The organism is Streptomyces sp. NPDC002032 (assembly GCF_042890765.1).
Classification (GTDB): domain Bacteria; phylum Actinomycetota; class Actinomycetes; order Streptomycetales; family Streptomycetaceae; genus Streptomyces.
Genome location: NZ_JBIASM010000003.1, coordinates 419,039 through 443,041, shown reverse-complemented (window position 1 = coordinate 443,041; position 24,003 = coordinate 419,039). Strand labels below are relative to the sequence as shown.

Here is a 24,003-nt window from a genome sequence, read left to right as displayed (position 1 = left end):
TACTTCCCGCGGATCCCCGCGAAGGATCGGCCGCGCCGCCGCGCCGCCGCGCCGTCGGGGGCGACGGTCTCCGGCCGCACCGGACGGGGTCCTCCCGTACCCGTGCACCGACTAGGCTCACAGCCATGTCTCGCATCGACGGCCGCACGCCCGAACAGCTCCGCCCGGTCACCATCGAACGCGGATGGAGCAAGCACGCCGAGGGCTCCGTCCTCATCTCCTTCGGAGACACCAAGGTCTTCTGCACCGCCTCCTTCACCGAAGGCGTCCCGCGCTGGCGCAAGGGCAGCGGCGAAGGCTGGGTCACCTCCGAGTACTCGATGCTGCCGCGCTCCACCAACACCCGCGGCGACCGCGAGTCCGTCCGCGGCAAGATCGGCGGCCGCACCCACGAGATCTCCCGCCTGATCGGCCGCTCGCTGCGCGCCGTCATCGACTACAAGGCCCTCGGCGAGAACACCATCGTCCTGGACTGCGACGTCCTCCAGGCCGACGGCGGCACCCGCACCGCCGCCATCACCGGCGCCTACGTCGCCCTCGCCGACGCCATCGCCTGGGGCCAGCAGAAGAAGCTGATCAAGGCCGGCCGCAAGCCGCTCACCGGCACCGTCGCCGCCGTCAGCGTCGGCATCGTCGACGGCGAGCCCCTCCTGGACCTCTGCTACGAGGAGGACGTCCGCGCCGAGACCGACATGAACGTCGTCTGCACCGGCGACGGCCGCTTCGTCGAGGTCCAGGGCACCGCCGAGGGCGAGCCCTTCGACCGCAAGGAGCTCAACGCGCTCCTCGACCTCGCCGCCGGCGGATGCGCCGACCTGGAGGCCCTCCAGCTCGGCGCCCTGGAGCTGCAGGCACCGTAGTGCCGTGACCGGAAAGGTTCACCGGGTCGTGGCACCCTGCAACCCTTTCCGGCCACGGCACTGGCAACCGCCGGACGCGGGCGCGCGTCTACGCCGGTACGGGCGCACGGAGTCGAATCCGTGCGCCCGTCCACACATCCGAGCCCGGGGGGACCCGAATGAAGCCGAAGCACCGCCTTGCCGCCGTCGCCCTGACGGCCGTACTCGCCGTCCCGGCGCTGGCCTCCTGCGACGCGATCTCCACGGCGATGGACTGCGCCAACACGGCCGTCGCCATAGCCAACAGCGTGGACCAGCTCCAGCAGGCCGTCTCCCAGGCCGGGAACAGCGTCCAGGACACGCAGAACGCGCTCAACCAGATCGATACGAACCTCAAGCAGATCAAGGACTCCACGGGCAACGCCGACCTCTCCAAGGCCGTCGACTCCATGAGCACCGCCGTGAAGAACGTCCGCACCTCCGTCGAGAACGGCGACGCCACCCCCGACGTCCAGCCCGTCGCGGCCGCCGCCAAGGAGATCTCCAAGGTCTGCACCCCGGGCTGACGCGGGCCGGACGGAGCCGGGCCGGACGGAGCCGAAATAATGGGAGCCATGACTTCCACCCCGTCCACCCCGTCCACGCCGTCCGAGCCGTCCGCCTCCGCCACGCCCCGCCGCCTGATCCTGGCCACCCGCAACCCGGGCAAGGTCACGGAGCTCCACGCGATCCTCTCCGCAGCCGGCCTGCCCTTCGAGCTGGTCGGAGCCGACGCGTACCCGCAGATCCCGGACGTGAAGGAAACCGGCGTCACCTTCGCCGAGAACGCCCTGCTCAAGGCCCACGCCCTGGCCCGGGCGACGGGCCTGCCGGCCGTCGCCGACGACTCGGGGCTCTGCGTGGACGTCCTGAACGGCGCCCCCGGCATCTTCTCCGCCCGCTGGGCCGGCACCCACGGCGACGACCAGGCCAACCTCGACCTCCTGCTGGCCCAGCTCGGGGACATCGCCGACGAACACCGCGCCGCCCACTTCTTCTGCGCGGCCGCCCTGGCCCTCCCGGACGGCACCGAACGCGTCGTCGAGGGCCGCCTCCTGGGCACCCTGCGCCACACCCCGGCGGGCACGGGCGGCTTCGGCTACGACCCGGTCCTCCAGCCCCTGGGCGAGTCCCGCACCTGCGCGGAACTCTCGGCGGCGGAGAAGAACGCCATCTCCCACCGCGGCCAGGCCTTCCGCGCCCTGGTCCCGGTCATCCGCGAACTCCTGGCCTGACCCAACGAGGCCTGGCCGGCCGGGCAAGCCGAAGGCCCCGTACGCGGCTGCGTGCGGGGCCTTCGACATGCACGTGCGGTTGGGGGGACTCGAACCCCCACGGGTTTTACCCCACTGGGACCTAAACCCAGCGTGACTGCCAATTCCACCACAACCGCGACATCGCGCCTGAATCGGACGTCAGGTCCGTCCGGGCTGCCGACATTCTACGGGCGGCGGCCGTCACGTCGGTGGCGGTGGCGGGATCAGATGCCGAGGTCCTTGATGATTTTGGCTACGTGGCCGGTGGCCTTGACGTTGTAGAAGGCGTGCTCGACCTTGCCCTCCTCGTCGACGACCACCGTGGAGCGGATGACCCCGGTGACCGTCTTGCCGTAGAGCTTCTTCTCGCCGAAGGCGCCGTACGCCGTCAGGGTCTCCTTGTCGGGGTCGCCGGCCAGGGTGACCTTCAGGTGCTCCTGCTCGCGGAACTTCGCGAGCTTCTCCGGCTTGTCCGGGGAGATGCCGATGACGTCGTAGCCGGCGTCGGCGAGGAGGGCGAGGTTGTCGGTGAAGTCGCAGGCCTGCTTGGTGCAGCCCGGGGTGAGGGCGGCCGGGTAGAAGTACACGATCACCTTGCGGCCCTTGTGGGCGGCCAGCGAGACCTCGTTGCCGTCCGCGTCGGGCAGGGTGAAGGCGGGGGCGGTGTCGCCCGGCTGGAGTCGCTCGCTCATCGGTAGGTCTTCTCCTCGGGAGGGGAACGGTACGTCACGAGACTAAGCTGACAGACTGTTCATGGCGGACTACGCCCCATGCGACCACGAGCACGACACGACGACGGAGGCAGCGCGGTGCCGGAAGCCAGGACCCCCGCACAGATCGAGGCGGACATCGTCCGCCGCCGCGAGCAGCTCGCCGAGACGCTCGACGAGATCGGCGTGCGCATGCACCCGAAGACGATCATCGGGGACGCTAAGGCGAAGGCGGCGAGCGCGGTGGACCACACCGCCGGGCGGGCCTTCGTGGCCGTCAACCGGCTCGTCACCGACGTGAAGGACAGCCTGCGTCACGAGGACGGCGCCCCGCGCCCGGAGCGGATCGTGCCCGTCGTGCTCCTCGCCGTGGGCGTGGTCGGCCTGCTGGTGGCCTCGGCGCGCCGCAAGCGGTGAGGACCCTCCGGGGTACCGGGCGCGCGGGGGCAGGTAGGTTCGGGGCGTGAGCGAGAACACCACCACCCACGACAAGCTGCCCATCCGCATGCTGCACGACCGCGTGCTCGTGAAGTCCGACCTGCCCGAGGGCGAGCGGCGCTCGGGCGGCGGCATCCTGATCCCGGCCACGGCCGCGGTGGGCAAGCGGCTCGCCTGGGCCGAGGTGGTCGCGGTCGGCCAGAACGTCCGCAGCGTGGAGCCCGGCGACCGGGTCCTGTACGACCCGGAGGACCGGGCCGAGGTCGAGGTGCGCGGGGCGACGTACGTGCTGATGCGCGAGCGGGACCTGCACGCCGTGGCCGCGGAGCGGCTGGAGGGGTCCAAGGACTCCACCGGGCTGTACCTCTGAGGTGTGAGGACTCCGGGGATCTGACGCCCGAGGGCCGGTGACCGTTGTCACCGGCCCTTCGCGCTGCCCTTTGCTACGGTGGTGGGGAACCCCCGACGAGACGCGCCGTACCGGGTTGCAGGACGCAAAGACGACGCACTTCCTTTCCGTTCTCGTCTCGTCCCGGAGGTGCCTGGTCATGGCATGGGTTCTTCTTCTCGTCGCCGGTCTGCTGGAAGTCGGCTGGTCCATCGGCATGAAGTTCACCGAGGGCTTCACCCGGCTCTGGCCGTCCGTCTTCACCGGCGCCGGCATCGTCGCCAGCATGGTGCTGCTGTCCTACGCCGCCAAGACCCTGCCGATCGGTACGGCGTACGGCGTCTGGGTGGGCATCGGCGCGGCCGGGGCGGCCGTGCTCGGGATGGCGGTGCTGGGGGAGCCCGTCACCGCCGCCCGGATCTTCTTCATCTGTCTGCTGCTGGTGGCCGTGGTGGGGCTCAAGGCCACCTCGGGTCACTGACCGCCGCTCACTCCAGGAGGTCCGGCGAGGGGCGGCGGTTGCGGGTGATGGCGCCCGGGGTCTCGCCGCCGGTGGTCTGGCCCCCGGTGGCGTCACCGCCGGTGGTCTGGCCGCCGGTGTTCTGGCCGTCGGTGGTCTGCCCGCCTGTGGTCTGTCCGGCGGTGGTCTGCCCGCCGTTCGTCTGACCGCCGTTCGTCTGGCCGCCCTGCGTTTGGCCGCCGTCCGTCTGGCCTCCGTTCGTCTGGCCTCCCTGGCCTTGGCCGCCGTCCGTCCGGCCGCCCTGGCCCTGGCCGCCGTCCGTCCGGCCGCCCTGGGTGCGGCCGTCCTGCGTCTGGCCGCCCGTCGGGGGCGTGGGCTGTTCGGAGGGCGGCCGGCCGGTGCCCTCCGGCTGCTGCGGGGTGGTGGGCGCGACCGGCGGCGGGGGCTGGGCCGCGCCGGGCTGGAGCTCCAGGTCGAAGTCCACCGGGTCGGTGGCCTCCAGGGCCGCCTTCGTGTAGGCCGCCCAGATCCGTGCCGGATAGCCGCCGCCCCCGATGCGGGCCTCGCCGAGCGCCCCGTAGAGGGGTTGCAGCGTGCCCGTGTCGGGGTCCTGGCCCATCATCGCCACCACCGTGACCAGGTCCGGGGTGTACGCCGCGAACCACGCCGAGCGGTCCAGCTCGGCGGTGCCGGTCTTGCCGGCGGCCGGGTGGCCGGCCGCCAGGGCCGCCGTGCCCGTGCCGTTGTCCACGACGCTGACCAGCATGGACGTGGTCGTGTCGGCGGCCTCCCGGCTGATGGCCCGGGTCGGGGTGCGGTCGGGGAGGTGGAGGTTCTCGCCGTCCTTCGAGATCTGCTCCAGGAAGGTGTACGGGGTGCGGCGGCCGTGGTCGGCGAGGGTCGCGTACGCCTGGGTCATGTCCAGCACGCTGGCCTGCATGGTGCCGAGGGCGATGGCCGGGCCCGCGTCGAAGTTCGGAGTGTTCTCGGGGATGCCCAGGGCGATGGCGGTCGACTTGACCTTGGCGCCGCCCACGTCGACGGCCATCTGCGCGTACACGGCGTTGACCGAGAGGTCGGTGGCGGTGCTGACGGTGATCGGTCCGTACGAGACCTGGCCCTCGTTCTCCGGGCTGAAGCGGATCCGGCCGCCGACGACGGGGCGCTTGTTGTCGCCGTTGTAGATGGTGTTCGGCGTGATCCGCCTGCCGTCCTGGGTGCGGGAGTCGTTCTCGACGGCCGACGCGAAGACGAACGGCTTGAAGGTGGATGCCACCTGGTAGTCGTGCCGGGTCGCGTTGTTGACGTACTGCTTCGTGTAGTCGACGCCGCCGTACAGGGCGACGACCTTGCCGGTGGCCGGGTCGATCGAGACCCCGCCCGCGCGCACCAGGCGGTCCGCGGGGCGGGCGGCCGGGTCGAGCTTGTCGCCCATCTGCTGCTTGACCGCCTCGACGAACTCCCCCTGGCGGCGCTTGTCGATGGTGGTGGTGATGCGGTAGCCGCCCTCGGCGAGGGTCTTGTCGTCCAGGATCTTCTGCTCGGTGATGTAGTCCTTGACGGCTTCGACGAGGTAGCCGCGCTGCCCGGACAGGCCGGCGGCCGGACGGACCTTGCCCGGCTCGGGGAAGCGGGCCGCGGCGCGCTCGGCGGCGGGCATCCACTTCTTCTTCACCATGCCGTCGAGCACGTAGTTCCAGCGGGCGACGGCACGGTCGCGGCCCCGGGGGTGCGAGACGACGTCGAAGGCGCTGGGGGAGTTGAGGAGGGTGGCGAGGTAGGCGCCCTCGGCGGTGGTCAGCCGGTTGACGTCCTTGCCGTAGTAGGCCTGGGACGCGGCCTGGATGCCGTAGGCGTTGCGGCCGAAGTAACTGGTGTTCAGGTACCCCTCCAGGATGTAGTCCTTGGACTTCTCCCGGCCGAGTTTGATCGCGATGAAGAACTCCTTGGCCTTGCGCTTGAGCGTCTGCTCCTGGCCCAGGTAGTAGTTCTTGACGTACTGCTGGGTGATGGTCGAACCGGACTGGGTGCCCTTGCCGGTCGCGGTGTTCCAGGCGGCGCGCACCATCGCCTTGGGGTCCACCGCCCGTTCGGAGTAGAAGTCCCGGTCTTCCGCGGCGAGGACGGCTTCCTGGACCCCTCGGGGGATCTGGGACAGCGGGACGTTCACGCGGTTGACCTCGCCGTCACGGGCGAGCTGGGAACCGTCGGCGTAGAGGTAGAGGTTGGACTGCGCGGTGGCGGCGGAGTTGGCCGGGGGGATGTCGACCAGCAGGTAGCCGGCCGCCAGGGCGCCGCCGATCAGCAGGGCGATCAGCAGGAGGCCGCCCAGGACCATGCGCCAGGTGGGGAAGACGCGGCGCCATCCGGTGCGCCGCCGCTTGCCCTGCTTGGTCTGGTTGTTCCGCTTGTTCTGCTTGTCCTGCTTGTTCTGCTTCCCGGGGCCGTCCCCGGCGGCGGACGGTCCTCCCGGGGGCTCCGGAGGGGTGTCCGGGTCGCGAGGGGACCAGCCCCCTGGTGGTGACTGGCCGCTCATCTCCAGGACTCCTCGTGGCTGTGCGAAATGTCCACATCCGTACCTCATGGTGTCTACCCGATGGCCGTTGCATCCGCCCCGGACGGGCATAAAACGGTCGCGTGGCTCGCCCCTCCGCACTAAGCTCGCGCGCTTTGGCCGACGTAGGAACGACGGGGAAAACGGAGGGATACGGTGCGTCGGAGAGCGGGGCACGTCGAGGGGCATGACGAGGGGCATGAGGAGGGGCCGGGCGAGGGCCGCAGGCCGTGGCTCTACCCGGCCGTCGCCGCGGGCGGGTTCAGGCGCTACGCCGCCTACGGGGCGGCCACGGCGGCCGGGGTGTTCACCAACACCGTGTTCGGCTTCATCGTCGCGTACACGTACATCGCGCTGTGGGACGAGCGTCCCGGCCTCGGCGGCTACGACCAGGCGCAGGCGCTCACCTTCGTCTGGGTCAGCCAGTCGCTGCTCGCGGCCGGTTCGCTCCTCGGGGGCGGCTTCCAGGAGGAGTTCCAGGAACGCGTCCGTACGGGTGACATCGCGGTCGACCTCTACCGCCCGGCGGACCTCCAGCTGTGGTGGCTCTCGGCCGACCTGGGCCGGGCCGCCTTCCAGCTGATCGGGCGCGGGGTGGTGCCCCTGGCGGCGGGGGCGCTCGCCTTCCCGCTGGCGCTGCCGGCCGATCCGGCGCGCTGGCTGCTGTTCCTGGTGTCCGTCGTGCTCGCCCTGACCGTCGGCTTCGCGGTGCGCTACCTGCTGGGGCTGGCGGCCTTCTGGCTGATGGACGGAGCGGGGATCAACATGATGGCCTCCGTCGTGACGGTCTTCTTCTCCGGGATGCTGCTGCCGCTCACGGTGTTCCCGGGCGGCTTCGGCGAGCTGGTGCGGCTGCTGCCCTGGGCCGCGATGCTCCAGGTCCCGCTGGACGTGCTGCTGGGTACGCACGCGGGGGCGGGCGGCGCGGCCCGGGCGCTGGCGTTCCAGGCCGGGTGGGCGCTCGTCCTGCTGGGGGCGGGGCGGCTGGTGCAGTCGGCGGCTACGCGGAAGGTGGTGATCCAGGGTGGCTGAGACGACGGGGACGGCGGAGTCGGCTGGGGTGGCTGGGACGACGGGGACGGCGGAGCCGGCTGGGGCGGCGCGGACGCCCGGGGTGGCGGGGGCGAGTGGGGCGGCCAGGGCGAGGGGGGCCGGGGCGTGCGGGGTGACCGGGGGTGCCGGGGAGGCCGCGCCATGGGCCCTGCCGCGCGGCGGGCGGGCCCGCGAGGGGCTGCGCGGCTACCGCCTGATCGTCGGGATGTGGATCCGGTCGACGATGACGTACCGGGCGTCCTTCCTCCTCGCGACCCTCGGCAACGCGGTGATCTCCCTGCTCGACTTCGTCGCGATCGTCATCATGTTCTCCCACGTCGACGCGCTGGGCGGTTTCACCCTCCCCGAGATCGCCCTGCTCTACGGGTCCTGCACGGTCTCCCTGGGCCTGGCCGACCTGCTCCTCGGCAACACCGGCCGCATCGGCGCCCGCGTCCGGGACGGCTCCCTCGACACCATGCTGGTGCGCCCCGTACCGCTGCTCGCGCAGGTCGCGGCCGACCGCTTCGCGCTGCGCAGGCTGGGGCGGATCACCCAGGGAACGGCCGTGATGACCTGGGGCATCGCCGTGCTGGACGTGGACTGGACGGTCCTGAAGGCGCTGCTGGTGGTGGTGATGGCCGTCGCCGGGGCGGGGATCTTCGCGGCGGTGCTGGTGGCGGGGGCGGCGTTCCAGTTCCTCGCCGGGGACGCGGCGGAGGTGCAGAACTCCTTCACGTACGGGGGCTGCACCATGCTCCAGTACCCGCCGACGCTCTTCGGCAAGGACCTGCTGCGCGGGGTGGTCTTCGTCGTCCCGCTGGCCTTCGTCAACTGGCTGCCCGCGCTGTACGTACTGGGCCGGCCCGATCCGCTGGGGCTGCCGGGGTGGACCGCGTTCGTGAGCCCGCTGGTCGCCCTGGCCCTGTTCCTGCCCGCGTCGCTGGCCTGGCGCGCGGGCGTCCGTTCCTACCGAAGCACCGGGAGCTAGCCGTGGTGGCAGCCGGGCAGGATGCGCTGATCTCGCTGGACGGGGTCGAGAAGGTCTTCGACGTACGCCGCCGCACGGGCTTGTGGCGGCGGGAGAAACGCCAGGTCAGAGCCGTGGACGGGATCAGCTTCGAGGTGGCCCGCGGTGAGGTGGTCGGCTACATCGGGCCCAACGGCGCGGGCAAGTCCACCACCATCAAGATGCTGACCGGCATCCTCACCCCCAGCGGCGGCCGGCTGCGCGTCGCGGGCATCGACCCGGCGCGGGAGCGGATGCGGCTCGCGCACCGGATCGGGGTGGTGTTCGGGCAGCGCACCACGCTGTGGTGGGACCTGCCGCTGAAGGACTCGTACGGGCTGATGCGGCGCATGTACCGGATCCCGGCGGCGCGGTTCGCGCAGAACCTGGAGCGCTGCGTGGACCGGCTCGACCTGGCCGCGCTGCTCGACGTACCGGTGCGCCAGCTCTCGCTCGGGCAGCGGATGCGCGGGGACATCGCGGCGGCCCTGCTGCACGATCCGGAGGTGCTGTACCTGGACGAGCCGACGATCGGGCTGGACGTGGTCAGCAAGGCGAAGGTACGCGGCTTCCTGCGGCAGCTGAACGAGGAACTCGGCACCACCGTGCTGCTGACCACGCACGACCTCCAGGACATCGAGCAGCTGTGCGAGCGGGTGATGGTGATCGACCATGGGCGCCTGATGTACGACGGCGAGCTGGCCGGACTGCACGCGCTGGGGCGGGGCGAGCGGACGCTGGTCGTCGACCTGGAACGGGAGCTCGCGCCGATCGAGGTGGAGGGGGCGCGGGTGGTGAGGGTGGACGGGCCCCGGCAGTGGCTGGGGTTCCCGGCGGGGGCGTCGGCGGCACCGCTGGTCGCGGCGGTGGCGGCGCGGTACCCGCTGCTGGACCTGTCGGTGCGGGAGCCGGACATCGAGGACGTGATCGCGCGGATGTACGCGGGGCGGGGGTGAGGGCGGCAACCCGGCGGGTGCTGCCGGGCATTCAACTGGGCCGGGTCTCTGCATAGGGTGGGCCACATGAGTGACGAGCGGCCGGAGAAGCCGTTGCCGGAGGAGCCGTTGCCGCAGCAGGCATCGTCGGGGAAGCCCTCGCTGGAGAAGGAGCCGCGGCCGGGGCCTGCGTCTGCGCCGACGCCGACGCCGACGCCTGTGCCCGCGCCCGCGGCAGAGGGGGCGCCGGCGCTGAGGGCCTCGGACGCCGACCGCGAACGGGTGGTGGAGCGGCTGCGCGACGCCGTCGCCGAGGGCCGGCTCGACATGGACGAGTTCGGGGAGCGGCTGGAGGCGGCGTACAAGTCCCGCACGTACGCCGACCTCGAACCGCTGACCCGCGACCTGCCGGCCGTACCGGGCGAGCCCCCGCTCGGCGCCGTGGCGGCCCCGGCCCCCGGGACGGCCCCGGCGGAGGGCGCCTGGACCGGCCGGATCGGCGGCTCGGGGACCTCGGCCACCGCCGTCGCCGTCATGTCCGGCTTCCAGCGCAAGGGCCGCTGGACCGTTCCGGCCCGCTTCAACGCGGTGGCCTTCTGGGGCGGCGGGGACCTCGACCTGCGCGAGGCGGACTTCTCGCAGCGGGAGGTCGTGATCACCTGCGTCGCGATCATGGGCGGCATCCAGATCACGGTCCCGCCGGGTGTGGAGGTCGACGTCCGGGGCATCGGCGTCATGGGCGCCTTCGACCAGAGCGGCACCCCGATCGCGCCGCAGCCGGGCGCCCCGCGCGTGATCGTGAACGGCCTGGCCTTCTGGGGCGGGGTCGAGGTGCGCACCAAGGCGCCGAAGGGTTCGAAGCCGGTGAACGGCAAACGGCCCCGCAAGGAGCTGTAGCCGGGGCCGGGGGCCGAAGGCGGGGCCGGGGCGGCGTACGTCGTCGGCGTACGGCGCGCCGGGAACTCCCCGGGCCCCCCGGGAGTCGGATGCTATGCAGACGAAACCGGCCACCGGGGGAAGGCAGGAGCAGGTGAGCAGCGTGAAGAGCGGCAGCGGTAGCGGCGGCGCGGACCTGGACGGGGGCCGTGCGGGAGCACGCGCGGCGCCCCCGCCCTCCCGCGGCGGGTTCGTCTTCAACGCGGCGGACGAGGAGCGCCGGCGCGGGGTCCGCCGGATGAAGACCACCGCGACGGGCCTGCTGATGCTGGTCGCGCTGGTCTACGTACTGGCCAAGTACGCCCAGCACGCGTGGGGCGCGGGCGGCTGGGCCGGGTACGTCGCGGCCGCCGCCGAGGCCGGCATGGTCGGCGCGCTCGCGGACTGGTTCGCCGTCACCGCCCTGTTCCGGCACCCGCTGGGCCTGCCCATCCCGCACACCGCGATCATCCCGACCAAGAAGGACCAGCTCGGGGTCTCCCTCGGGGAGTTCGTCGGCGAGAACTTCCTCTCCGCCGAGGTGGTCCGCGCCCGGCTGCGGGCGCTCGGCATCGGCGGGCGCCTCGGCGCCTGGCTGGCCGAGCCCGCGCACGCCGACCGGGTCACGGCCGAGCTGGCCACCGCGCTGCGCGGGGCCCTGACCGTCCTGCGCGATTCCGACGTCCAGGCCGTCGTCGGCGAGGCGATCACCCGGCGGGCGGAGGCGGCGGAGATCGCGCCGGGCATCGGCAAGACCCTGGAACGGGTCGTCGCGGACGGCGGCCACCACCGGGCCGTCGACCTCGTCTGCGCCAAGGCCCACGACTGGCTCGTCACGCACGGGGAGTCCGTCATGGACGCCGTGCAGGGCGGCGCGCCCGGCTGGACCCCGCGCTTCGTCGACCGCAAGATCGGCGACCGGGTGTACAAGGAGCTGCTCCGCTTCGTGACGGAGATGCGGGACATGCCGGGCCACCCGGCGCGCGGGGCGGTGGACCGCTTCCTGACGGACTTCGCGGCCGACCTCCAGTCCGACACCGAGACGCGGGCGCGGGTGGAGCGGCTGAAGTCGGACGTCCTGGCGAGGGGCGAGGTGCAGGACGTGATCGCCTCGGCCTGGACGGCCGTCCGGTCGATGATGATCTCCGCGGCGGAGGACGAGCAGAGCGAGCTGCGGCTGCGGGTACGGGCGTCGCTGATGTCCCTGGGATCCCGGCTGGCGACCGACGGCCGGCTCCAGGACAAGGTGGAGGGCTGGATCGAGGGGGCGCTGGTCTACGTGGTCACCACCTACCGGGCCGAGATCACCTCGCTGATCACCGACACGGTGGCGGGCTGGGACGCCGAGCACACCTCGCGCAAGATCGAGGCCCACATCGGCCGCGACCTCCAGTTCATCCGCATCAACGGCACGGTGGTCGGCGCCCTGGCGGGACTCCTGATCTACTCGGTCTCCCAGGCCTTCGGCGCCTGACGCCGCGCGGGGGCCTGCGGCGGTGCGGGGGGTGCGGGGGCCGGGGCTGCCCGGCCCGGGGCCACGGGGCCGCCGAAGGACCCCGGCCCGCCCCACCGTCCTCCGGGCCCGTGTGGCTCGGCCCGCCCCCCCCGGGCTCCGGCTGTGGGCCCTGCCCCGCCGGGCTCCGCCCGTGGGGCTCGGCCCGTCCCCTCGCCCCCGGGCCCGCGGGGCTCGGCCCGCCCCGCCGGCCTCCGGGCCCGCGGGGCTCGGCCCGCCCCGCCGGCCTCCGCCTGTGGGCCCCGGCCCGTCCCGCTGGCTTCCGCCCGCTGGCCTCCGCCCATTGGGCTCGTCCCGCCCCCCGGCCTTCGGGCTCGTGGGCCCCGGCCGGTCCTCCCGGGCTCCGCCCGTGAGGCTCGGCCCGTCCCGCCGGGCTTCGCCTGCTGGGGTCAGGCCCGTCCTGCCGGCCTCCAGCCCGTGGAGCTCGGCCCGCCCGACCGGGCTCCGCCCGTGGGACCCGGCCGACCTCGGCACCGGTCCGTCGCCGCTGGCCTGTCGGCACTGATTCGTCCGCACCGCACCGCACCGCACCGCCCCGTCGACGTCGGCGTGTCGGCCTCGACCCGCCGGTGCCTGCCCTTCCGTACCGGCCCGCCGGGGCCAGCCCGTCGGCGTTGGCCTGTCGGTATCGGCTCGTTCGCACCAGCCCGTCGGCACGGGCCGGTCGGCGTCCTCCCGTCGGCACCACGCCGTACCAGCCAGCCAGCCAGCCGGCCGGCCGCCCGCGGGGGCGGTCCGCCCGGCCCACCGCATCGCGGGGGAGGGGAGCGGCGGCCCGGGGTACCCCGGGCCGCGGGGCACCGGCGCGGGGTCAGTGGCGGTCCGCCACCGCCCAGGCCGTCGCCGCGACGACCCCCGCCGCGCCGATGACCGCGGGCCACGCCCCGACCTTCTTCGCCAGCGGGTGCGCCCCCGCGAAGCCCGCCAGGTACAGCGCGCCCAGCCCGGCCGCCGCCGGAGCGCCGCCCCGCCGGTGCCACTCCCGCCCGGCCACGAGCCCGGCGGCACCGAGCACGACACCGCCCAGGGGCCGCTTCTTGGTCCAGCGCGCGACGGCGTACCCGCCGACCAGGCCGGCCGCCGCCACCGCGGAACTCGGTACCCGTGCCATGTCGAAACTCCTTCGCTCGTTCGTTCCGTCCGCGACGCCCGCCGGCACCACACCACACACACCACACCCGGCCCGGCGCCATGATGATCCGAAAAGTCGCCTACGGGGTACGAGGCTAACGCGGGCCCCTCGACCCGCGCCGGACCCCCACCGCCCCGAGCAGCAGCACCGCCCCGCCGATCACCGCATCCGGCAGAGCCTCCCGCACCCCGCGCGGCAGCAGCGCCACGACCCCGAGGACGAGGAGGAAGGCGAGCGCGCACGGGCCGGCCACCCGCAGCAGTCTGTCCACGGGCTGCTCAACGCCCCACCCCGGCCCGCGACACGGACCGTACGGGGCCGATTTGTCGCACACTCGCCGTTTCTGCGCACCCCCGGAACGGGAACCTCCGGGGCGTAGATTCGGTCTTCCAGGAGGAAACCCCCTCAACTCACCACCCCACCCCCGGGAGCCGACAGCGTGATCTCTTACGGACGGGCCGTCCTCGACCTCGCGGACGAGCTGGCCGACGCCTACGCGGACGTCTTCTCCGCCCCGCCCTGGAACGAAGGTGAAGAAACCATTCGCCAGTTCTCGGCCCGCCTCCAGGCCGACGTCCGGCGCCCCGGTTTCCGTACCGCCTTCGCCCAGTCCGCGACCGGCATCGACGGCTTCGCCACCGCCTGGATCACCCCCGCCCCCTTCCCGAAGCGCCGCGCCTACCCCCAGGTCACCGCCCAGCTGGGCCCGGCGCGCGTACGGGAACTCCTGGTCGGCGCCCTGGAGATAGACGAGCTCGCCGTACGCGGCTACGCGCGCGGCCACGGCACCGGCCGGGCCCTGCTCACCGAGATCACCGCCGACGCCCCCGACCGCCGCGCCTGGCTGCTGACCTCGCGGCTGGCCACGGACACGGTGGCCACGTACCGGCGCCTCGGCTGGCACGAGGTGCCCGCGCTCCCCGGGACCGAGACGGGCGTGGTCGTCTTCCTGTCCCCCGATCACCCGGACCGCGACAGGTAGACCCCCGCCCGCCCGGGCATACCGGGGCCATGATCACACCGAAGGCACCCGTCCCCTTGGCCCGCCGGCAGCTCGGCCTCGCCACCCGCCACCAGCTCACCACCGGCGGCGTCCCCGCCGCCACGCTCACCTCCCGCACCCGCCCGGGCGGCCCCTGGCAACGCCTCCTGCCCCGGGTCTACCTCCTCCAGACCGGCCCCCCGGACCACCGGCAACGCGCCCTCGCCGCCGTTCTGTACGCCGCCGAGCCCACCTCCGACCCGCTCTCCGGCGACACGGCCGCCCTCACCGGCGCCGCCGCCCTCGCCCTCCTCGGCATCCGCGACGCCCCGCCCGTCCCGGCCGACGTCCTGATCCGCGCCCCGCGCCGCCTCACCGCCCTCCCACAGGTCCGGCCCGCACCCACCACCCGCTGGCCGCGCACGCTCACCGTCTCCGGCGTCCCCAGCGCCCACCCGGTCCGCGCCGCCGCCGACTACGCCTCCCGGGCCGCGCACCCCGACCGGATCCGCTCGGTCCTGGCCCAGGTCGTCCAGGCCGGCTGGTGCCACCCGCACGACCTGCACGCCGAACTCCGCGCCTCCCGCCTCCTGGCCCGCCCCGCCATCCGCGCCGCCGCGGCGGAACTCCTCGCCGGGGTCCGCTCGGTCGCCGAAGCCCGCGCCCGCGACACCCTCACGGCGACCGACCTCCCCACCCCCCTGTGGAACGCCCGCCTCTACACCCCGGACGGCACCTTCCTGGCCAGCCCGGACGCGTACTGGCCGGACGAGGGCGTGGCCCTGGAGATCGACTCGGCCGAGTACCACTACACCCGCGACGCCTGGCACGCCACGCTCCGCCGCCGGCTGCGCCTGGAGTCCCACGGCATCCTGGTGGTCAGCGCGACCCCGTCGATGATCCGCGACACCCCGGCGGAAGTCATCGCCGCCCTCCGCACCCTCCTCACCCTCACCACCCCCCGCCCCACCCCACCCACAGCCCAAGCCCGCGGCCACCAACAACTGGCGCTGCCGCTGGGCTACTGAGCCGACACCGACAGCAGGTAGCCGACGTCGTGGTGCCGGCCGGCCTGCTGGAACGCGGCGGTGATGTTGAGCACGGCCTGCCTGTCGGAACGTTCGCTGACGCTGGTGAGGACGGCGTCAGCGGCTTCGTCCAGCCCCGTGTTCCGGCAGGAGGAGACGACGTCCAGGATCTGGCTGGCCGTCATGGTTGCCCCGGCCTGCCAGAGCAGGATGCCCGCGTCGCGGTCCCTGTTCTGGGACAAGTACCGCGCCACCGTCTCCAGCTCCGTCCAGGTGGCCGCTCCGTCTTGTTCCGCGGGGTGCCGGTCCCCCCTGCGGGAGGGGACCGGCACCTGCGCGGCGGGCGACGCCCCGGCCGGGCGGGACGACAGAACCCGCTTCCGCCGGGCCCGGCGCTCGTGCCGGAGCCGGTAGGCGGTGCTGAAGGCCGGCGTCCGCCGGTCGGTGGAACCGCCCGTGGAAATGGAGTCAGCGGGTCCGGGCACCTGCCCGGCGTTGGCGGCCGTGCAGCACGGACAGTGCCTCGCGCATGCGCGGTTCCGGAGGTTCTGCAGCTGGCCCAGGGTGAAGGGGAGCGTTCCGCCAAGCGCCTTTGCCGCATTGTGCGCGGCCGTGTAGAAGCTCTCCATCAGGGGTTCTGTGGGGACGCGGGCGCCGCTGAGGTGCGTTGACAGCGTGCCCGGGCTGATTCCCGCGGCCTCGGCAATGGCCCGCTGGGAACGGCCGGTCGCGGCCTGCACGGCGCTGAGGGCCGCTGCCAGATGACGCTGGTCTGGCGAACGCCGGTCGGGCAGCCTCGAATTGTCGGACAACACGGCTCCATTCTCCACGAAGATCCAAGCTTTCGAAGTTTCACCCGGGGGATGGCCGCAGTGGAATGCGGCAGGTGTTTTCACCTGACGGGGAATTCGGACACGGGCTGGAATGCTGCTAGCCGATCGGCAAAGGTTGGGGTGCTGGCTGGAGAGTTCCCGCTGTGACCCTGCGGGTTTCGGCCAGCGCTTTCTGGGCTGACTCAAAAGAGGGGAACCGCAGATGACTGAGCTGCCGTCGTGGACGGACACGAAGCTGGGCGCCAAGCGGCGGGCGGCGCTTTGGCTGCTGACCGAAGTGGGCGAGGGCGGGACCTTCACCAAGGAGGACGTCCGCCACGCCTTCCCCGGAATGAGTCAGATCGACCGCCGGGTGCGCGAGCTCAGGAGCCATGGCTGGCGGATCGACACGAACCGTGAGGACAGCAGCCTCAGCCAGCACGAGCAGCGTTTCGTCTCGGCGGGCGAGCCGGTCTGGGAGCAGGGCAAGGGGACCCTCCCGTCGGTGGGTTACACGGATACGCAGCGCCGTGAGCTGCTGGCGAAGGACGGTCACTACTGCCGGTCGTGCGGCATCGTGCCGGGTGCCGTGTTCGCCGGCACCTATGAGTCGGCCCAGCTCGACATCGCCCGCCGTCCCGTCCGGCAGCCGGACGGGACGAGCAAGGTGGAGCCCGTCGTGGAGTGCAACCGCTGCCGGGTGGGCGGCAAGAAGCTGACCGCGGACCTGGGCGCTGTTCTCGCGGGCGTGGCCAAGCTCGGCGCGATGGAGCTGAAGATGCTGGGAAGCTGGATGGACTCGGGGGAGCGGGACTTCGCCCTGGTCGAACGTCTCTGGGCCGACTTCCAGACGCTGCCGGCCGAGTCCAGGGAGCAGGTCAGGAAGGCCCTCGCCCAGGCGTAGGTCTGACAATAGGCACGATTGGGGGCCGCGACAGGGCGGCCCCCGTTCAACACCCCCGACGAAGCCCTGGAGGAGAACCAACTGTGAGCATGGACTTCGGCCAGCCGCCCCGCGCCGCCGAGAACCGGGAACTGGTCGAGCAGCGGCTGAAAGAGGCCAGCGCGGGCGACCGGCTGCAGGAGACGCTGACGATCGAGTGGCGGACGAAGCCGGAGATCGTCCAGGTCATCGACATGCCCATCGACCAGGTCTGCTTCAACCCGTCGACGCACCGCATCCGGGCGCAGCGCACCTTCGATCCCGTGCGGGACGAGCTGCTCCACGCGGACCCCTGGAGCCCCGAGAGCCAGGACTACCTCCGCCACCTGCTCCAGGCCCTGCCGTCGAACCCCGCCAAGCGTGACCCGGACTTCGACCTGCTCAAGGAGAGCCTGAAGGAGTACCGGCAGAACGAGCCCGGGCTCATCACCCGCGACGGTGTTCTCGTCAACGGCAATACCCGTGTCGTGGCGCTGCGCGAACTCGGCGTCAAGAGCGTCCGGGTGGGCGTGCTGCCCGAGACCTGCACCTGGGCCGATGTCAACGCCGTGGAGCTTTCGCTCCAGCTCCGGCACGACACCCGCCGGCCGTACTCGTACATCAACCGGCTGCTGACCATTGACGAGCAGGTGGCCAACGGCCGGCCGGTCGGGGACGTGGCGAAGGACTTCCGTATCAGGCCCGCCACCGCCGAGCAGGACCTCTGGGTGCTGTCGTGCCTGCGGGACCTGGTGGCGCGTTCCAAGAAGGGACCGGCCCAGCTCAAGCTGATGGACTTCGAGGACGCCCAGGAGAAGCTGAGGGAGCTCCACCGGGCCTTCTCCAAGGCGGTCAAGCAGAACCCGGGCCAGGCTGACCTGCTCAAGGAGAACAAGCTGGCGCTCATCGTCATGGACTTCTCCAAGACGGACGTCCGTCTGGCCGACATCGACTTCCGGACCCGGTACCTCCAGCGTCACCTGCCCGAACAGCTCAAGCAGGCGCCGGCCCGGACCGGGGGTGTGATTCCGGGCCTCAACCGGCCCGCATGGGGCGACAGTCCCCAGGTGGCCGCGGCGAAGGCGCTGACCGACGTGCTGCTGCAGGCCAAGGCGGTGGACCGCTCGAACGAGCCGGTCTCCCAGGAGATGCTCCAGGAAGCCGCCGAGGTCTGGCAGCAGGCCCGGACGGCAGTGGAGGAGGCCCTGGTGCCGGCCGGCAAGGACGCACGCGTGCGCAAGCGCAAGCAGGCGGCGCCGGACCGTCTCTACGACGCGGTCCAGGACATCGACCAGTGCGTGACGGACATGTCGCTGGCCCGGGCCTCGCGCAGCCTGGACGAGGAGAGCCTGGACGAGGCCGTGCTGGCCCTGAAGGCGAGCCTGTCGAAGCTCGCCCGCGAGGCCGGCCGGAGCATCGGGGAACCGGGCGACGGCGTGGCCTGGCTGCTCGAAGCCATGCTGCGGGAGGAGGCGTGAGCGGCCAGCCGGTGCCCTCGCTGAGGCTGATGTTCGATGTCACCCGTACGAAGGCCAGCCTGCACGCCGCCGAACCGTACCGGGCCGACCTCGCCCGGCTGGCGGCGGGCTTCCCCCTGGGAGGCCAGCGCGGCCCCCTCATGGTGGAAGTACCGCTCGATGACTTCCTCTCGCGGCTCAACGTCCTGACGCAGTGGCCGCACCCGGAATCCGTCGAGTGGGACGAGGAGCTCGTCGCGCTGGTCGGAGAGGTCCTCGATGACGCGGACACCGCGGCGGCGCACCTGGAGGAAGGCCCCGCCGCCGGCTCCGGCACGGACGAGGCAGCGGTGCTGGCCGTCCTGGGCGGCAACTGGTGTGCCGGCCTGACGGATTTCCAGCGCAGGGACATCGCCCGGCTGCTGTCCATGAGGCACGGCGCCAACTTCAGCGTTCCCGGTGCGGGCAAGACTCGGGTCGGCCTGGCGGTCTACGCGGCGATGAAGGAGCGTGGCGAGGTCCGGCGCCTCCTCGTCGTGAGTCCGAAGTCGGCCTACGAGTCGTGGGAATACGAGAGCCGGGAGTGCTTCCGCGACGCACCGGTGACCCGGGTGATGGGCAAGTTCCCCGATCCGCACGCCGAGATCCTGATCGTCAATTACGAGAGGCTGGACCGGGCGCTCTCCGTGCTCGCCGGATGGCTCCGCGCCGCCCCCTCCATGGTGATCCTCGATGAGGCCCACAGGATGAAGCTGGGCACGGACGGCATCTACGGCAGTGCCTGCATGGCGCTCGGTCCGCTGAGCAAGCGCCGCCTGATCCTCACGGGGACCCCCGCACCGAACGGCGCGCGCGACCTGGAGAATCTGCTCTCCTTCGTATGGCCCGGCCACGGCCGCAGGGTGGTGACCCAGGCCGTCGCCGGCGGTGACCTCGCCTACGCGAGCTCGGTACTGCGTCCCCTCTTCACGCGCACGACCAAGAAGGAACTGGGACTGCCGCCGTTCCAGCCCGTCATCCGCCCGGTACCCCTGGAGGGACTGCACCGGGAGATCTATGACGCGCTCGTGGGGCGCTACACGGCGCGTGCGGAGCTGGCACGGGACGATTTCGACTCGCTCGGAAAGGCCATGCTGCGGCTGCTGATGGCGGCCACGAGCCCTGCCCTGCTGGTGGAGGGCAGCACCCGCCACGAACCGGTCAGTTTCCAGGTGCCGCCGCTGGACGTTCCGGACGGGGAATCGCTGTACACCCTGCTCCAGAACCTTTCCCAGCACGAGCTGCCGCCGAAATACCGGGCGGTCCGGGAGATCGTGTCGGGCAATGCCGCCGCAGGACGGAAGACCCTGGTCTGGTCGACCTTCGTCCGCAGCATCACCACCCTGCAAGGTCTGCTGGCGGAATTCGGGCCCGCCGCGGTGCACGGCGGCACACCGGACAGGGAGGAGCAGCTCCGGCGGTTCCGGGAAGACCCGGACTGCCACGTCCTGATCTCCAATCCGGCGACCCTGGGTGAGGGGATCAGCCTGCACCACGAGTGCCACGACGCCGTGTACGTCGACCGGGACTTCATGGCGGGCCGGTTCCTCCAGAGCCTCGACCGCATCCACCGGCTCGGGCTGGCACCCGGCACTGAGACGCGTGTCACGGTGCTGGCGGCCACGGAAACGATCGATGAGATCGTGGCCACGCGGCTTGCCGAGAAGCTGGAGTTCATGGGGCGGATCTTGGATGATCCCTCGGTGCGGGCGCTGGGCGATCTGCAGGAGGAGCGGCCGGTGACCAGCGGCATGGACGAGGCCGATATCCAGGCGGTGCTGGAGCACGTGGGTGCCGTTCCGGCACGGTGACCCGGGACGTCTCGCGGGCGTCATGAGGCACGTGACCGGCCCCCAGGCCTGAGCGTGGGACGTGATGTCGGTGGCAGATGCGACACTGGCCTGTCTGCATCTGCCACACCAGGAGGACTCGATGGATGCCAGCGATCCCACGCTGACCTCGATTGAGATTTGCGCCGGAGCCGGAGGGCAAGCCATCGGCCTCCACCAGGCCGGCTTCAGTCACCTTGCCCTCGTTGAGATCGACCCCTACGCCGCGGCCACCCTGCGGCGCAACGTCGCCCAGCGGGACGGCTGGGAATTCGAGCGGAAATACTGTGACGTCATCGAGGGTGATGTCAAGGAATTCAGCGAGAACGTACGGCTGGAAAAGCCCGTCGAATATCTTCGGGGGCAGCAGCTGAAGGAGGGGGAGCTCGATCTCCTCGCGGGGGGCGTTCCGTGTCCTCCGTTCTCCCATGCGGGCAAGCAGCTGGGGAAGGACGACGAGCGCGACCTCTTCCCCGAGATGCTGGCCCTCGTCGACAAGCTCCGGCCCAAAGCCGTCATGATCGAGAACGTCCGCGGCATCAAGGACGAAAAGTTCGAGGACTACCGGGAATGGGTCGTGGCACGCCTGGAGGGCGGCCGGGCCAAGAATCCGAAAACCGATGTGCTGGAGGAATTCGAGGGCGCTGGCTACAAGGTGTGCGGGTGGAGGGTCCTTGAGGCCAGCAATTTCGGCGTCCCGCAGCTGCGCCCCCGTGCCATCCTCGTCGCCATCCGGCAGGAGCTTCTCGCTGTCCAGGAATTCCAGTGGCCCACGCCCGTCGCGGAGATCACCACGGTCCGCAAGGCCCTTGAGGAGACGATGAAGGAGCGGTACGAAGCCTTCATCCAGCTGGGCGGCGAGGTGGGCGATCTGGCCAGGACCAAGCGCGACGCATGGCTCAACACGAAATCCGGGGTCGCGCCGACCCTGGTCGGCGGTTCGAAGAAGCACGGCGGAGCGGACCTCGGTCCCAGTCGTGCCAAGGCCGCGTGGGAGAAGCTGGGAATCGATGCCCTCGGGGTGGCCAACTCTCCCAAGGACTGCATCGAGAAGAAGAGCTGGGACAGGGACCTGTTCCGGGACAGGGGCCCCATGCTCACCGTCACGCAGGCGGCGATCATCCAGGGCTTCCCCCGGGAATGGGACTTCGAAGGAAGCAAGTCCGAGGGCAGGCTGCCGGGCAAGACGGCGCAGTACCGGCAGGTAGGCAACGCCTTCCCGCCCCCGGTCGCGCGCGCCGTCGGCGAAGCCATCGCCAAGGTCCTCCGTGCCGCCGGGCCCCAGCCGCAGGACGGGCCCGGGGACGAGCGCTAGGCGCTCGCCGAGGTCCGGTGGGGGCCGCGGCGCTCCTGGACGGCGGCGGCGACCCTGGCGGCGCAGATGTCTGACGGCTCGTGCTCCCAGAACCGGAGCACGAGCCAGCCGGCCTCTTCGAGCTGCTGATCCGTGTCCCGGTCCCGGGCCATGTTCCGGGCCACCTTCTCGGACCAGTAGCCAGGATTGGTCTTAGGGGAGACGTAGTGTTCCGGGCAGCCGTGCCAGTAGCACCCGTCGATGAAGACCGCTACCTTCGCCGGCCGGAAGACCAGGTCGGCCGTCCGGCGCAGCCCGGGCAGGGGCCGGGCCGCGATCCGGTAGCGCAGGCCCCGGGAGTGGACCAGGCGCCTGATGACCAGCTCAGGCTTCGTGTCGCGGCTCCGGATCGCCTGCATGTTGCGGCGGCGAGCCTCTGAGGACGCCCAGGAGCCCTGGGGTGGCTCCCAGGGAGTCTCATCCGGCATCGTCCTGGCCTCCCTCCGTCCGCAAGGCGATCCAGTCCTCCGGCCCGAGCGTGATCTTGTGCGCTGCCGCGAGGTCGCGCTGCCCGGGGAACTTGCCGCAGAGCAGTGTCAGTCCCTCGCGCGCCAGGTTCTTCCTGATGTTGCGCGCCCGTCGCAGGGGATCGTGATTGCCGGCACCGACCGTAGCGATCACGCTGCGCGGAACCACGAGCCCCTCAAGGTAATTGAACATCATCGTGAACCGGTGTTCCTGTCCCGGCCGCTTGGCCAGGACCCGCCGGGCCTGCTCCGGTGTGAGGAGCGTGAGCGGGTTGACCGGCAGCGGGGTCCAGTCGTAGAGGGGCACGCTCCAGTGCTCACGGGCGTGCACGGCCAGTCCCCGTTTTCCGTCCCGGTTTCCCGCGCCCCGGTAGAGCCAAGAGCGGTGCGCGCGCACGAGCCATGACCGGTGCAGGCCGCGGCCGAGCCGTATCTGCGTACAGATGCAGAGCTGGCACTGGGCCTCGGCGGGAATCGCCCAGTTCGAGCCGACGGTGGCCTTGAGGTCCACGGGTATCCCGGCGATCAGCGTGTCGAGCGGCGGCTCCTTCGGGAGGTTGAAGGAACGCAGCACCTCGTACTCCAGCTTGGCTCCCACCGATGCCCGCTCGCCGGGGTGGACATCGGGGGACAGCAGGTCGTACCTCCCGGTCCTCGCTCCGTCGAGGACGTAGTCGACCGCGTTGGCGATCGCCCGGGTGTAGAGCCCCGCGACGTCATAGGGGCGCAGCCCGGCGAGGACGGACTGCAGGGCGGAGTCCTCAGCGGGAGTCTGCAGGACGTGATGATCCGCGTCGGTGTTCGCACACATCTCCCCGGGCTCGTGGAGTACGAGGCGTCGTCCTCTGCTCACCCGCGGCCCGCTCCCGACGGGTCGCCGTGGCATTCCCCGTAGGGCTTGCCCGAGGTGCACCAGCAGGGGGAGGTGGGGGTGGGGGGCCAGGGGGTGGCCTTGCCGCGGGCGGCCAGGGTGGTGGCGTATTCCGCCAGGAGGGAGGGGGAGGCCGGGGAGGTCTTCTCCGAGGCCGCGAAGGCCTCGTACGAGGGGACGTTGCCCGTGACGATGCCGAGGTTGGTGGTGCCCGAGGCGGCCAGGCTGCGGAGGGAGGCCTCGGTGGCGGTGAGGTGGGCCGCGTGGGAGGGGTACTCCGCCGCGAGGGTCGGGTAGGAGGCCACGAGTTCCGTGAGCTCGCGCTGGGGCCAGTGGAGGATCGCCACCGGGAAGGGGCGCGAGAGGGCGGCGCGGCGGTCGCCCAGTTCGGCGCGCAGGCGGGCGATCTCGGCGCGCAGCTCCGCCGGGTCGTCGGAGCCGAGGGCCCAGATGCGCTTCGGGTCGTGGAGTTCGTCCAGCGGGATCGGGCCGGCGTGGCGGGTGTCGGCGGCCATGTCCCAGTCGTCGTGCGGGAGCGCGAGGAGGCGGCGGACCCGGTGGCGGCCTGTGAGCAGGGCCGTCGTGGCCTGGGTGAGGGGGGTGTCCTCCGAGGTCAGGAGGGTGGCCGCCTCGGTGAAGCACTCGTGCGAGGCTTCCAACTCGTCGTGGGCTTCCAGGGCTTCCGCGATGACCTCCCAGGGCGCCGGGTCCGTCGGCGCGGCGGCGCGGATGCCGGAGATCAGGGCGCGGGCCTCGGCCTCGTGGCCGTACTCCCACAGGTTCGCTGCCTGGAGGGCCTTGATCAGGTGCGGGTCGGCGGGCGCGGCGGCGAGGAGTTGGTCGTAGAGGGTGCTCGCGCGCTCGCGTGCGTCGGCCAGTTCGAGGTGGGCCGCGGCCTGGAGGAGCAGGGGCTCCTGGTCCTCGGGGTAGCGGGTCGCCGTGCGGATGAGGCGCTCGGCTTCGGCGATGTGCTCGGCGGGCGTGTCGGGGCGCATGGTTCACACCGTACTGCCGCTGGTCAG

Annotated in this window: 25 protein-coding genes, 1 tRNA gene and 1 riboswitch; of the genes, 17 read left to right on the top strand and 9 right to left on the bottom strand. The window is 72.1% G+C overall.

Going from position 1 to position 24,003, the window contains the following annotated elements; genetic code table 11:
• Positions 1-125: 125 nt before the first annotated feature.
• The 3 genes from rph to rdgB all read left to right on the top strand — a co-directional run bounded on the left by rph (position 126) and on the right by rdgB (position 2,113).
• Entirely contained in the window at positions 126-860 is a 735-nt protein-coding gene (rph, locus tag ACFYYT_RS10150; protein ID WP_351818816.1) for a ribonuclease PH, read from the top strand.
• A 158-nt stretch (positions 861-1,018) separates the two neighbouring features.
• Positions 1,019-1,405: a hypothetical protein gene (locus ACFYYT_RS10145; protein ID WP_351818818.1), complete on the top strand. Its 387-nt coding sequence runs from the start codon at positions 1,019-1,021 to the stop codon at positions 1,403-1,405.
• A 48-nt stretch (positions 1,406-1,453) separates the two neighbouring features.
• A complete protein-coding gene (gene rdgB / locus ACFYYT_RS10140) occupies positions 1,454-2,113 on the top strand; it encodes an RdgB/HAM1 family non-canonical purine NTP pyrophosphatase (protein WP_351818821.1) in 660 nt (219 codons plus the stop codon).
• Positions 2,114-2,187: 74 nt separating this feature from the next.
• Here the strand turns inward: rdgB and ACFYYT_RS10135 are convergent.
• A tRNA-Leu gene (locus ACFYYT_RS10135) sits at positions 2,188-2,271 on the bottom strand.
• An 87-nt stretch (positions 2,272-2,358) separates the two neighbouring features.
• Entirely contained in the window at positions 2,359-2,826 is a 468-nt protein-coding gene (gene bcp, locus ACFYYT_RS10130) for a thioredoxin-dependent thiol peroxidase (RefSeq protein WP_351818823.1), read from the bottom strand.
• A 117-nt stretch (positions 2,827-2,943) separates the two neighbouring features.
• On the opposite strand from bcp, the gene ACFYYT_RS10125 reads away from it, so the two are divergent.
• The 3 genes from ACFYYT_RS10125 (at position 2,944) to ACFYYT_RS10115 (ending at position 4,151) form a co-directional block, all read left to right on the top strand.
• Complete coding sequence (locus ACFYYT_RS10125) at positions 2,944-3,261, top strand: DUF3618 domain-containing protein (RefSeq protein ID WP_351818826.1); 318 nt, start codon at positions 2,944-2,946, stop codon at positions 3,259-3,261.
• 46 nt (positions 3,262-3,307) lie between these two features.
• Positions 3,308-3,652, top strand: coding sequence for a co-chaperone GroES (locus ACFYYT_RS10120; protein WP_206434560.1), 345 nt, complete (start codon positions 3,308-3,310; stop codon positions 3,650-3,652).
• A 61-nt stretch (positions 3,653-3,713) separates the two neighbouring features.
• A riboswitch (guanidine-III (ykkC-III) riboswitch) is annotated at positions 3,714-3,792 on the top strand.
• 38 nt (positions 3,793-3,830) lie between these two features.
• Positions 3,831-4,151, top strand: a complete 321-nt coding sequence (locus tag ACFYYT_RS10115) for a multidrug efflux SMR transporter (protein ID WP_030158619.1) — start codon at positions 3,831-3,833, stop codon at positions 4,149-4,151.
• Positions 4,152-4,158: 7 nt separating this feature from the next.
• On the opposite strand, the gene ACFYYT_RS10110 is transcribed toward ACFYYT_RS10115, so the two are convergent.
• On the bottom strand, positions 4,159-6,666 hold the full coding sequence (locus ACFYYT_RS10110) for a transglycosylase domain-containing protein (RefSeq protein ID WP_351818829.1): 2,508 nt from the start codon (positions 6,664-6,666) through the stop codon (positions 4,159-4,161).
• A 174-nt stretch (positions 6,667-6,840) separates the two neighbouring features.
• On the opposite strand from ACFYYT_RS10110, the gene ACFYYT_RS10105 reads away from it, so the two are divergent.
• The 5 genes from ACFYYT_RS10105 (at position 6,841) to ACFYYT_RS10085 (ending at position 12,049) form a co-directional block, all read left to right on the top strand.
• Entirely contained in the window at positions 6,841-7,716 is an 876-nt protein-coding gene (locus tag ACFYYT_RS10105) for an ABC-2 family transporter protein (protein ID WP_351818832.1), read from the top strand.
• A gap of 226 nt (positions 7,717-7,942) precedes the next feature.
• Positions 7,943-8,707 (top strand): ABC transporter permease, encoded by a 765-nt coding sequence (locus ACFYYT_RS10100; RefSeq protein ID WP_351818987.1) that lies wholly within the window; start codon positions 7,943-7,945, stop codon positions 8,705-8,707.
• A gap of 5 nt (positions 8,708-8,712) precedes the next feature.
• Entirely contained in the window at positions 8,713-9,681 is a 969-nt protein-coding gene (locus tag ACFYYT_RS10095) for an ATP-binding cassette domain-containing protein (RefSeq protein ID WP_351818835.1), read from the top strand.
• A 66-nt stretch (positions 9,682-9,747) separates the two neighbouring features.
• Positions 9,748-10,557 carry a DUF1707 domain-containing protein gene (locus ACFYYT_RS10090; protein ID WP_351818838.1) on the top strand — a complete coding sequence of 270 codons (810 nt, stop codon included), beginning with the start codon at positions 9,748-9,750 and terminating at the stop codon, positions 10,555-10,557.
• Between the two features lie 94 nt (positions 10,558-10,651).
• Complete coding sequence (locus ACFYYT_RS10085) at positions 10,652-12,049, top strand: DUF445 domain-containing protein (RefSeq protein WP_388607391.1); 1,398 nt, start codon at positions 10,652-10,654, stop codon at positions 12,047-12,049.
• Positions 12,050-12,899: 850 nt separating this feature from the next.
• Here the strand turns inward: ACFYYT_RS10085 and ACFYYT_RS10080 are convergent.
• Positions 12,900-13,199 (bottom strand): hypothetical protein, encoded by a 300-nt coding sequence (locus ACFYYT_RS10080; protein WP_351818841.1) that lies wholly within the window; start codon positions 13,197-13,199, stop codon positions 12,900-12,902.
• A 115-nt stretch (positions 13,200-13,314) separates the two neighbouring features.
• Positions 13,315-13,491 (bottom strand): hypothetical protein, encoded by a 177-nt coding sequence (locus ACFYYT_RS10075; RefSeq protein WP_351818844.1) that lies wholly within the window; start codon positions 13,489-13,491, stop codon positions 13,315-13,317.
• 168 nt (positions 13,492-13,659) lie between these two features.
• Here ACFYYT_RS10075 and ACFYYT_RS10070 point away from each other — a divergent pair, with 168 nt between their 5' ends.
• Both ACFYYT_RS10070 and ACFYYT_RS10065 read left to right on the top strand, forming a co-directional pair.
• Positions 13,660-14,202, top strand: a complete 543-nt coding sequence (locus tag ACFYYT_RS10070) for an N-acetyltransferase (RefSeq protein ID WP_351818847.1) — start codon at positions 13,660-13,662, stop codon at positions 14,200-14,202.
• A 29-nt stretch (positions 14,203-14,231) separates the two neighbouring features.
• The gene (locus ACFYYT_RS10065) at positions 14,232-15,230 is read left to right on the top strand and encodes a hypothetical protein (RefSeq protein ID WP_351818849.1); all 999 of its coding nucleotides are present in this window, start codon (positions 14,232-14,234) and stop codon (positions 15,228-15,230) included.
• Here ACFYYT_RS10065 and ACFYYT_RS10060 read toward each other — a convergent pair.
• Positions 15,224-16,045 carry a helix-turn-helix transcriptional regulator gene (locus tag ACFYYT_RS10060; protein ID WP_351818851.1) on the bottom strand — a complete coding sequence of 274 codons (822 nt, stop codon included), beginning with the start codon at positions 16,043-16,045 and terminating at the stop codon, positions 15,224-15,226. The two genes, ACFYYT_RS10065 and ACFYYT_RS10060, sit on opposite strands and share 7 nt — an antisense overlap.
• Before the next feature lie 220 nt (positions 16,046-16,265).
• Between ACFYYT_RS10060 and ACFYYT_RS10055 the strand changes: the two genes are divergently transcribed.
• From ACFYYT_RS10055 to ACFYYT_RS10040, 4 genes are all read left to right on the top strand, one after another.
• Positions 16,266-16,946 carry a hypothetical protein gene (locus ACFYYT_RS10055; RefSeq protein ID WP_351818854.1) on the top strand — a complete coding sequence of 227 codons (681 nt, stop codon included), beginning with the start codon at positions 16,266-16,268 and terminating at the stop codon, positions 16,944-16,946.
• An 89-nt stretch (positions 16,947-17,035) separates the two neighbouring features.
• Complete coding sequence (locus ACFYYT_RS10050) at positions 17,036-18,442, top strand: transcriptional regulator (protein ID WP_351818993.1); 1,407 nt, start codon at positions 17,036-17,038, stop codon at positions 18,440-18,442.
• Positions 18,443-18,471: 29 nt separating this feature from the next.
• Positions 18,472-20,271 carry a DEAD/DEAH box helicase gene (locus ACFYYT_RS10045; protein WP_388607592.1) on the top strand — a complete coding sequence of 600 codons (1,800 nt, stop codon included), beginning with the start codon at positions 18,472-18,474 and terminating at the stop codon, positions 20,269-20,271.
• A gap of 121 nt (positions 20,272-20,392) precedes the next feature.
• A complete protein-coding gene (locus tag ACFYYT_RS10040) occupies positions 20,393-21,604 on the top strand; it encodes a DNA (cytosine-5-)-methyltransferase (RefSeq protein WP_351818859.1) in 1,212 nt (403 codons plus the stop codon).
• On the opposite strand, the gene ACFYYT_RS10035 is transcribed toward ACFYYT_RS10040, so the two are convergent.
• Genes ACFYYT_RS10035 through ACFYYT_RS10025 form a run of 3 tightly spaced genes read right to left on the bottom strand, consistent with a single transcriptional unit; the run spans position 21,601 to position 23,976 of the window.
• Positions 21,601-22,071: a very short patch repair endonuclease gene (locus ACFYYT_RS10035; RefSeq protein ID WP_351818862.1), complete on the bottom strand. Its 471-nt coding sequence runs from the start codon at positions 22,069-22,071 to the stop codon at positions 21,601-21,603. The two genes, ACFYYT_RS10040 and ACFYYT_RS10035, sit on opposite strands and share 4 nt — an antisense overlap.
• Positions 22,061-22,963: a NaeI family type II restriction endonuclease gene (locus ACFYYT_RS10030; RefSeq protein WP_351818865.1), complete on the bottom strand. Its 903-nt coding sequence runs from the start codon at positions 22,961-22,963 to the stop codon at positions 22,061-22,063. The genes ACFYYT_RS10035 and ACFYYT_RS10030 overlap by 11 nt, the downstream gene beginning before the upstream one ends.
• Entirely contained in the window at positions 22,960-23,976 is a 1,017-nt protein-coding gene (locus ACFYYT_RS10025; protein WP_351818868.1) for an SEC-C metal-binding domain-containing protein, read from the bottom strand. Before ACFYYT_RS10025 ends, ACFYYT_RS10030 begins: the two co-directional genes overlap by 4 nt.
• Positions 23,977-24,003: the final 27 nt, after the last annotated feature.